At 59.0% G+C, this 3143-nt stretch carries 2 protein-coding genes and 1 tRNA gene; 1 reads left to right on the top strand and 2 read right to left on the bottom strand.

Going from position 1 to position 3143, the window contains the following annotated elements:
- Positions 1-652 precede the first annotated feature (652 nt).
- Both IIC71_15125 and IIC71_15120 read right to left on the bottom strand, forming a co-directional pair.
- A tRNA-Ala gene (locus tag IIC71_15125) sits at positions 653-726 on the bottom strand.
- Positions 727-878: 152 nt separating this feature from the next.
- On the bottom strand, positions 879-1025 hold the full coding sequence (locus tag IIC71_15120; protein MCH7670511.1) for a hypothetical protein: 147 nt from the start codon (positions 1023-1025) through the stop codon (positions 879-881).
- A 338-nt stretch (positions 1026-1363) separates the two neighbouring features.
- Here IIC71_15120 and IIC71_15115 point away from each other — a divergent pair, with 338 nt between their 5' ends.
- Positions 1364-2497: an aminotransferase class V-fold PLP-dependent enzyme gene (locus IIC71_15115; GenBank protein MCH7670510.1), complete on the top strand. Its 1134-nt coding sequence runs from the start codon at positions 1364-1366 to the stop codon at positions 2495-2497.
- Positions 2498-3143: the final 646 nt, after the last annotated feature.

Genomic DNA, 3143 nt, shown 5'->3' with positions numbered 1-3143 from the left:
CAAAAGAAGTAGTCGCCCGAAGCCTGCATCATGCTGAGCCTCCCACCCATGCGAAGGATCGTGTCGTTCACGCTGTTGGGGAACGAGAAAGGTCCGCACCTTCAAGTCGACACGGGGTTGCCTCGTTCCAAAAGAAACATGCCACGCGACTGGATTCGAATAGTTCGGATTCTCAAGACCTCCGCAAGAGACCAACAACACGGATCGGCCACGTCGACGTCAGAGGCAGCCGAGCGCGCGGTCTTCGTCACGAAAGGGAAGCGGGTGCGAAATCACCCTCGCGATACTGAGATCAGGCTGGAAAGGGATTCCGTGGGGTCAATTTGGGGTCAATTTGGGGTCACAGGTATCGGTACGGTCGGGGGACGAATCGTCAGCACCCACGGGCGAAACACAAGAGGCGACTGGACGGCTGTCCAGTACCCATAGGGTTTTGACAGCCGTCCAGTCGCCTGTACAGCCCGTACGCCCGGAGGGACTTGAACCCCCAACCTCCTGATCCGTAATCAGACGCCGAAATCGCCGACGCGGAGCACAGAATCGATGCTCAACCAAGAACGCCACTCAAACCGGGTATGGCGTCTGTTCGGCGGATAGAGCCTGACACACCGAAACCCCAGCTATTGCTGAGGTTTCTTCGCCTCTCTCTTCGTGGAGGTGAGGGGATTTGAACCCCTGGCCCCTACGTTGCGAACGTAGTGCTCTGCCGAACTGAGCTACACCCCCGATGGGTTTCAGCAGTGTAGCGCCCGGACACACCATGCAGGATTGGTGGGAATTGCCCTAAGTCGACGGATCCTCCACCACACGCTGCTCAAGCTGAACCCGCAAACGGTCCTGAACAATCGTGGACGCCAGGTCGGCGCGACTGCGCTCCATCAAGGCCCTCGCAACGCAGTCGTGCGTCGCAACCCCCACGTCATGCCGTCCGGGTAGTCAAGCGACGTCAGCTGATCATGCACCGTTTCCATATCCGCGAATGTTGCCTCTGCGGCGGCAAGCTCGCCCTTGCGTAACCGGTTCAATGGCCTCCGTCTCAGTGAGAGCCCCACCTGACCTCCAGTTCGAACAATCGTCACGTTGCTGCTCCAAAACCACAAAGTCCAAGTCGGCGGGAAGCGCTTGCAGAATCTGCTGCATACGGGCTAACGCTTTTGGAACGGTCGCTGGGCACCCAGAGAAGGGACATCGGTTCAGAATGTTGCCGGCTCGCAGAGGTGTGCCCACTGCCGACATTCACCACCTCAGAGCAACGTTCCTCATCGCACTACCGAAGGACTCCTCCCCGTGCTGAAGATGTTATCGTCCCTGATCGGTGTCCCGCCCGGTGGTCCCGGGTGACCACCAACGCTTGGAGTGTTGCATGTCCTCTTCACTGTTCGAACGGTCTGACTATCCAACACTGACCGAAAGCGTCTACCTCAATCAGGCTTCCCTGGGGCTAATCGGCACCCCCGCCGTCGATGCTATGCATCGGTTGCTCGACAGTGTCGGGCGCCACGGCAACCTCTACATGACCGATGAAGATGAAGTGGCTTTCCTCGATGCGCTCCGCGAACGTGCTGCACGACTGCTACAAACTGAGGTCAGCCGGGTGGCGATCCTGTCCAGCGCCAGCGAATTGCTCGGCCAGATTCCCTTCTTGTTCCCACCGCCTTCTGGCACCGAGATATTGCTCGTCACCAGCGACTTTCCCGCGATAACTCGACCCTGGTTACGCCTCGCTGCACTCGGCGAGTGCCAACTCCATTTCGTCGACGACGATCCGAAAACCGATCTAACGGCTGATCTCATCGCCCGGATAGACAAGCACACATCATTGGTCGCCGTCGGTTCGGTCCAGTACGCCACAGGAAGCGTGATCGACGTCCCGCTGTTGCGGGCGGCAACTGCGGAAGCCGACGTCACACTCGTCATCGACGCGACTCAAGGCGTAGGCGCGATGGAAACTGATGTTACGGCCTGGAGCGCCGATATTGTGGTTTCCAGTGGATACAAGTGGCTTGGTGGTCACGGCGGCGTGGCGATCGGAGTTCTTGCACCCGCAATACTCGACAAGACCCCACCGTTGCCCGGGTGGATGGGCGCCCTGGATCCATTCAAGTTCGACGCTACACGATTGCTGCTCGCCGACGACGCCCGCCGGTACACACAGTCGACAATGTCCTATATGTCGGTGATTGGCCTCACCACGGCCATTGAGCAGTTGCTCTCAATAGGAATGGCGGAACTCGAGCTTCACGCGACACGACTCGGAAACCTCCTTGTCAGCGCGGTCGAACGGCATGGCTGGCGCCCTTTCCGCGATCTTGATGACGTTGCAGCCTCGCCGCACATCATCTCGCTGGGACATCAACGTGACAACGTCGCTGAAGTGGGCGAACGGCTGCGAGACATCGGAATCGTATGCAGCACTCGCGGAGGTCGCCTGCGGGTATCTCTTGCACCGTACAACGACGAGAACGACATCGCAGCTCTCGTCGACGCGCTGATCTAGTCCTGAACCCGGTGGCACGACCTCGCGAGAGCTAGCGACCATCTCCAGGGTTCGTTGGCGAGGATCCCTCACGAACCAATGATCTGATCGGCCAGCCTCCGAAACACATATCTCGGAGACACCCTTGCGCGCACACGGTTCCCCGACACGGAGCGAGGAATCGTTCTTCCAACCCACCCAGCATCGGCCGCAGACCGATACCAACGAACAGGACTCACGGAGACACCAGCCCTCTGGAGCGTCCGAACCAATACCGAACCCGCGAAACCGATGTCACCGGGAGTGGAACATATTGCCGGGGGTGGGCCGGTGCTCCCGAAGATTGGCCGAAGGATCCGCCCTTCTTCGAACTCCCCCGATACCGTCGCAGTGCTTTCGTGGACGGTCCCAATATCTGGGTACGCGCCATCCAAGTCTGGGTGCTGACCAGCCAAGTCTGGGTGCTAGCAAGCCAAAATTCGGTAGAGATCACTCATGAACGCATGGGGCGTTCCCTGTACGTTCGTTCCAGTGACCTTGAGCAATGAAGGGAGAAACGAATGCCACTGTTCATGGATGTTCACTACATGGAAGGCGGAGTTTCCGTCACAGATGTAGCGAACGCTCACAAGGCGGACCTCGACACCCAGGGTAAATACGGCGTGAG

This window comes from Acidobacteriota bacterium (genome assembly GCA_022562055.1).
Classification (GTDB): domain Bacteria; phylum Actinomycetota; class Acidimicrobiia; order Spongiisociales; family UBA5794; genus BMS3BBIN02.
Note: the sequence above shows the minus strand (reverse complement) of the source record. Positions and strands in the feature narration are given on the sequence as shown.

Bases quoted from the DNA above. Each gene is read 5' to 3' on its own strand.
- IIC71_15115 (MCH7670510.1), top strand. From the start codon at position 1,364: ATGTCCTCTTCACTGTTCGAACGGTCTGACTATCCAACACTGACCGAA.